Consider the following 6,569-nt stretch of genomic DNA (forward strand, 5'->3'; position numbering starts at 1 on the left):
AGTATTAGTATTAGTATTAGTATTAGTATTTTTAGTTTTTTCTGGATACCGTGGACAAGCCACGGTATGACAGTGATGGAATTAATCTACGACATGACAGTAAGTTAGAAGTTTTATACAACAACTTTGCCAATATTGCAAGTATAAAATTATAGGTTTACCTTAAGCTTAACACTACCTTGATGGCTTCTATAATGTTTATTTAGATAATAATTATAATCCAAAGAAATAGTAGTATTCTTGATACTGCCTATAATACCCGTTCCTAAATTATAGGATGTTTTCGGTTGTTTCGGTATTGCATAATTTTGCTTAAATTCAGTATCAAATATTTTAACAACTCTATTTATTCTTTGGGTTTTCTCTTTAAAATTATGTTCTACCGCTCCTTGGAATGTTAGACCTAAATTATTAAATTTTAGAACATCTTTTAAAGGTACTTTGACTTTAGTACCGACAATTCCGGACAATATATTATTCTCTTTCGTTGTAAGAGCTATTTCTTGTACGTTAATACCGGTTTCATTATATACTCCATCTCGTGACTTCCCATATCTCAAGCCAATATTTGGGGTAATAATAAGCTTGTTCTGCAAAAGATAATTATAATTCAGTAATGCTTCCGCATTATAACTATGATTGCGATGTTTTACATTACTTCTAATTTTAGTATCACCATATGAATAAGTTGTATTATCTTTAATAAAGTTTTTAGAAGCAGATACTAAAGCTTGTAGTGCAAAATTCCTCGGTAATTCTTTTTGTCCGTAAATAGAAACCACATGACTATCAATAAGTTCTTTGTCATTATTTTTGCTATTTTTAAATTTAAATACTGAGTGAACATTACTGTAAGCTATACCTAGAATATTATTGTCGATTTCAACATCAAGCCCAATAGTAGCACCTTTGTTAGTACCTCTATAACCGGTCATATTTTCTACGCGTCCATGATTATTAGTGCCGTACATACCACGCATCCACAAACCTCTTTTTATACGAGATTCTTCTTCATCACCGGCTCCTACCGCTACCATATTATTAGACATATTCATAGATGTATCTAATCTGTTACGAATCATATTATTTACAATAGCATTAACAACTTTCGCTTGATTTAAAGTAGGAGCATTTTCTGAAATTTGCGTTTGCATTTCTTTTTTTGCTTTCTGTTTAAGAGGAATAGCCGTATCAACTTCCGTTATTTTAAGGTTACCCCCATCGGAATCGGATAATTGCTTTATTATTTCTTCTTCCTCTTCAAATCCTGAATCATAACTTTTTTCATCTTCGCTACCATCGCCTAATGCTAAACATTCCCTTTCTCTACCATCACTTAATGCTAATGCACACTCATTACTTGATACAGGTAGTGCAAGTAACCCTTTATCTCCTGCTTTTGGAATACCAGATTCTGTTACTTCTGTGTCTTCTTGTTCTTCATTGCCTGCAGGTAAGGTAGATTCTGATTTACCATCCGACGCTGAAATTTTATCCATTTCACGATTGAGTTTTTCAACCTCCTCATCTAGACTACTGACTAAAATTGCAATATCTTCGTCTGAATTATATTGTGGATCCAAGGATATAGGAATTTCTGCATCGTATTTCTTAAGCTCTTTATTTATTGCTTCAAAAGAAAAAGCTTGATCAAATGCTAACGGGTCTTTTTCAGCTCTACTCAAAATCTTACTTACAAGTTCTTCTTTTTCTCTCAGCACTTCAATCTGCTGAACGATTTGAGCAGCTCCTGGGCTTGTCCTTGGCAATTGTTCCAGTTCTTGCCTTTTAACTATTACTGCCATTTGATATATCCGTAGAAGAGCTAATTTAGTTTCGCTTGAATTTTTATCATTACTATTGGCTATCTTTGAGCTTGACTGGTCCGGAGTTGGGCAGCTATCCTCGGCTCCATATCTATGACCCACTCCTATATCTCCTGTATTATCCCATGATAAATCTTCATTACTACCAAATATATTTGGGCTACTAGCTGAAACTGAACGTGAAAATACTGGCTTATCCTTAACTGAATAGTTGTTTCCATTATTTGGTAAATCAAGTACAGCATATATCATCTCTGTATCTTGTGGTCGTGAAAACACCGGCCTATTTGGGACTGAATAAACCTTATCATTAAACAAATAAGATGTATGTTCTTCCATACTTGGTTGCACCTCTCGTTCTAACTGTAACTGTTCTTTCTCTAGAGCTATATGTTTTGTAGCTAACTCCGTAAGTTCTGGATCATTATCTAAGTCTGTATTTGGATTTTGATTATGTTTTTGATTACGTAATGCGCGATATTCTACTTCAACATCTTTCTTAGAAGCAATCACTTTTTGGAGCTCCTCATCTAAAGCATCATATTCTCTTAGAGGCGCAAGCTTTGCTTCAAGTGCGAGGTCTAAATGTTCTAAAGGTTTTCGTACATTATTATTCTTTCTATTATTCTTTTTGTTATCCTCTAAAGCTTCTTTAACTAATTCTATATCTGCATCATATTTTTCCAATAATTTATTCACCAATGCTATTGGTTCTTTTACTTCATTATCATCAGGATTATTTATTTTATGTATAATGGCTTGGTCTAATACCATTTTAGCTTCTTGCTTTCTTTTTTCTAAGCCTTTGAGTAAGTTATTCAATAATACAGGATGCTCTCTACTATCTGCCCTAACAACTGTGTCTAATGTCTGAGTAAGATTATTTTGATACCCTAAAAATTCTAAAGCATTTAAATCAAACAAAACTCCTCGGCGAACTTGTGTATCTGCTCCTATCTCTTTCAACACTTCTTCTTTTCTTCTTTCAATATCACCTAATTTTCTTTCTATTTTTGTACTATATTTTTCTATATTTTTCTGGTCATTTATTAATACTTGTTGTAATTCTTGAGAAATTTTAATTACTGCCTGTTGATTATTATTTATTTCTTGTAAAGCTCTATTACGTGATTTTTGATCTAAAGAAATAGTTGTTTTCTGTATTTCCTTTCTCTTCTGTTCTAAGTCACTTATAAGTTGAGCTGCCTTTTCTATTAATTTACTATCTACGCTTAAAATAAGCTCCTTATGATGCCCATTTCCCGAACCTTGACCAAATCCCCCCTCTTTATCTACTGTTCTTTGCTTTGAGGTTTCTCCATCTCTTTTCCTTTTACTGCTTTCTGCATGATATGTTTCTTCAACTCTTTTCCTTTTTCTGTTCTCTGCATCATTTGTTTGTAAAATTGACCCTACTTTTGATACAGCTCTCTTTATTATATTACCTTGTTTTTTCTTACTAGAAACTGAATAAGTACTTTCTTCAGTTAAAGTTTCTTGAGGTACATTTTCAGCCTTTGTATTCATTCTTTGGTTATACGCTGCATCCCAACTCGCTGATAGTTGCACGAAATCATAGGCTGATGACAAATTTTGACCTTCCAAACTCTTAAAACTTGAATCCATACTTTTAGGGTCCGCTACTTCTTGATTCGACAACATTACTGTATAAAGTTGGTGCTGAACTTTTATTGGTTCTAAGTACTCATCTTCATCCTCCGGCAAAGTTCTCTGAAACTTATCACTTAATTGCATGGTTGGCTTTGCTGTTAGCGACTGGTTAGAAATAGTAACAGCAGAAGAAGTTGTTGACAGAGCAAGAGCTAGTCCCTCTGGTTTTTTTATATTTTCTTCAATCTTATCATTTGTTACTATTGCAACATGATTATCCGTTTGCTCTTGCAGTTTTTTTAGCTTTGTTCTACTTGCTTCCTTTTTTGCATCATTCAATATTTTTTGAGCTTCATCTGCCGTCGCTTTTATATCTTTTTCTTGCTTCTTTATTTTCGATAATTGATTTTGCGCTTCTCGTCTTTGCTTTTCATCCTCTATAGCTCCTACTTTTAATTCTAATTCTTGCGACCTGTTCGATGTTGTATTAGTATTTGATATTTGTTGCATTTTTTTTGCAATGTCTTCCCTGATTCTTACTATATCTCTTGCTTTTTCTTTTTGATGATTTTTTTCTTTTCTTTTCTTTTCTCTTTCAGTTCTTTGCTTACCCTCCGCTTGTTGCTGTTTTTTTGTTTTTTCCACAGCAATATGTTGTTGATTGCGTTCTAATTGAACTCCCTCTCTTTCACTTATTAGCTCTTTGGATTCTGCACTATTTCTTTTTACTTCATTTGCTTCCGCTCTCTTTTTATCGACTACAGCTTGTCTAGCAGCATTGACTTTCTGCTGTCGAGTAAGCACCTCTAGTTGTTGCTGCTGATTTAAGAATGACCCAGCCGGCGACATTTCCGTAACCGGAGCTTTTGCTTGAGGTTTTATTAAAACTACCTTATTTACTGAAATATCTATTTCTTCAGATAACCTATTTGCTTCGTTGTTTTTATTTGTTAACTTTTGCTGAAGTTCATCTATTTTTTTATTATTTTCTTTTAATTTTACACTATCTTTATCCAATTCACGCTTATTTTTTACTTCTCCTATCTTTTTGTTCCAACTGGTTAGACTCTTATTTTCTTCATCTAATGCTTTTATTTTTATTCCTATCTCTTCAGCTTCTAACTTTAGTGCTTTTGTTTTTTTCTGTGATGAAACTATCTGTTTTTGTAGCTGTTGTAACGGTTTTTTATTTTTTTTACCTTGGGTATTTTTAATTGTCGATTCTACGTCAGCTAACTTGCTTCCTAGCTTCTCATTAACTCGTAATGTATTATCTACCATTTTCTTTGCAACTTCGGCACTGCTCAACAGGGGTTTTGGAGGAACTGAAGGTTTAGCTTGTGTACTAGGTTGTACTGTATGTTGTGGCTCGTTACTAAATAATAGTTTTCGTACCACCTTTGGGTTTGTGTTTGGCGGTGTCTCAGCTCCCAAATTATCATTTGGTTTAGAATCTGGAGTAAGCTGATACGGGGTCGCCGGTGTTGATGGAGTACCGGATGCCGTAGTATAATGTTCTGGTGATGTCAGGGTAGTATTTGGTGTATTAGGTGCAGTGACAAAGCCATTTGAAGCTGGGCTAACAGTAGGCGAAGATGCTGTTATTATAATTTCTGGTTTTTGAGGCGTTTGCTCTGTCGGTTTAGAAGTATAATTATTTTGATTTTGCTCTACTTTTTCAGTACCTACAAATGTTTTGCTTCTAGTAGGTGGTCGTACTCCTCTTGCTTTTCCGACAACAGACTTACTACGTGATACCTTTTTATAATGATCCTCTATAGGAATATTTTTTAATGGATTAGAAGGATTAAATGCTTTAGATTGCTTAGATATTTCCATTTCTCTTATTTCAGATGAAGTATATGTGTTTCTTTCCGGTTCCGGTACAATCACTGTTCCTATCTGCTGCGGTGTATTTGTCGTATCTCTATTTCCGTTTGATTGTGACAATCTGAGCGATAATTTCTTTTCGGGTGCGTCACGAAATAATGCTTTTTGATTGCTGCTCGCCATACCCTCAAATGGTATTGCGATTATCGCTCCTACTGAAATAGAGGCCAGAAGAGAATATTTTAAAAATCTTGATTTTTTTAGTAAATTTTGTTCTGTTAACTTATTCATTACAAATATCTCAATTTAAATTAAAATTTTATATACATAAACGTTGGGCATTATAATAAATAAGTTAGTAAAAAGCAATATATAAGTTAATTTAACTTAACTTATAATTACGAGAGAATTTTATTCTAATTATTGAAAATATAATAGATATAACGTATAATACATTTTTAACTTTCAATTGAAAATGCTACAATATTTTAAAATAACTTTGGAAGCAGAGTATAATAATTTAAATATTTGGTATTTTGTTAGTTTCATTATGGTATTATTGTTTATTTTTCGCTTGATTTTGAGCTTTCATTTACAACAATTTTTTTCATTTTTTGTGCTTGCTTAATATTAACCTTTACTAGAAATTCTAATATATTTTTACAGTTTACTTATTGGATGATTATTGCTTTTATTTTTGGCGTATTTATTTCTAAATATCGTATGACAAATTTACACGGCGAAGCACTTCATAAACCAATAATAACAAAAATTAGCAGCAATGTAGAATCGATAAACCGACTATTATAGGAGGACAAATAGTATTAAACAACATTAAGATTGAAAAAATTAACCGTAATTTACAAAAAGTTAAATTAGTATACCAAAAAATATATACAAGAAATTAGGATAAATGACAGAATTACTTTGCTTGCTAAACTCTATAAGCCGCAAAACGCTATACTCCCCGGGGGGTATGATTTTGGTTTTTACGCTTATCTATCGGATATAGGGGTAAACGGTTATGCCATGTCGCAGCCACAAATTATAGAACGTAACGAGACAAATTTTGATAGTTTTATTTATAGAGTGTGTATCTTTATTTATAATAATTTAATAGACAAGCTAGGAAAAGATAAAGGGAATTTTGCAGCTGCGATATTACTCGGTGAGACGAAAGGTTTAAACAGGCAAATAATGCAGGATATGAGGCAAAGCGGTATATCACACGTGCTTTGCGTTTCAGGTTTGCATTTATCTTTAGTTGTGATGATTATTTGTAATAGTTGAGATTTAATCTTA

Annotated in this window: 2 protein-coding genes; one reads left to right on the forward strand and one right to left on the reverse strand. The window is 32.9% G+C overall.

Annotation, left to right across the window (positions count from 1 at the left end; translation table 11 throughout):
• Positions 1-149: 149 nt before the first annotated feature.
• On the reverse strand, positions 150-5,558 hold the full coding sequence (locus KYQ89_RS04780; RefSeq protein WP_218460639.1) for an autotransporter domain-containing protein: 5,409 nt from the start codon (positions 5,556-5,558) through the stop codon (positions 150-152).
• A 636-nt stretch (positions 5,559-6,194) separates the two neighbouring features.
• Here KYQ89_RS04780 and KYQ89_RS04785 point away from each other — a divergent pair.
• Positions 6,195-6,557 (forward strand): ComEC/Rec2 family competence protein, encoded by a 363-nt coding sequence (locus tag KYQ89_RS04785; RefSeq protein ID WP_256621363.1) that lies wholly within the window; start codon positions 6,195-6,197, stop codon positions 6,555-6,557.
• Positions 6,558-6,569 lie beyond the last annotated feature (12 nt).

Origin of the sequence: Rickettsia sp. TH2014, from assembly GCF_019249195.1 — a bacterium.
GTDB classification, from domain to species: Bacteria; Pseudomonadota; Alphaproteobacteria; order Rickettsiales; family Rickettsiaceae; genus Rickettsia; species Rickettsia felis.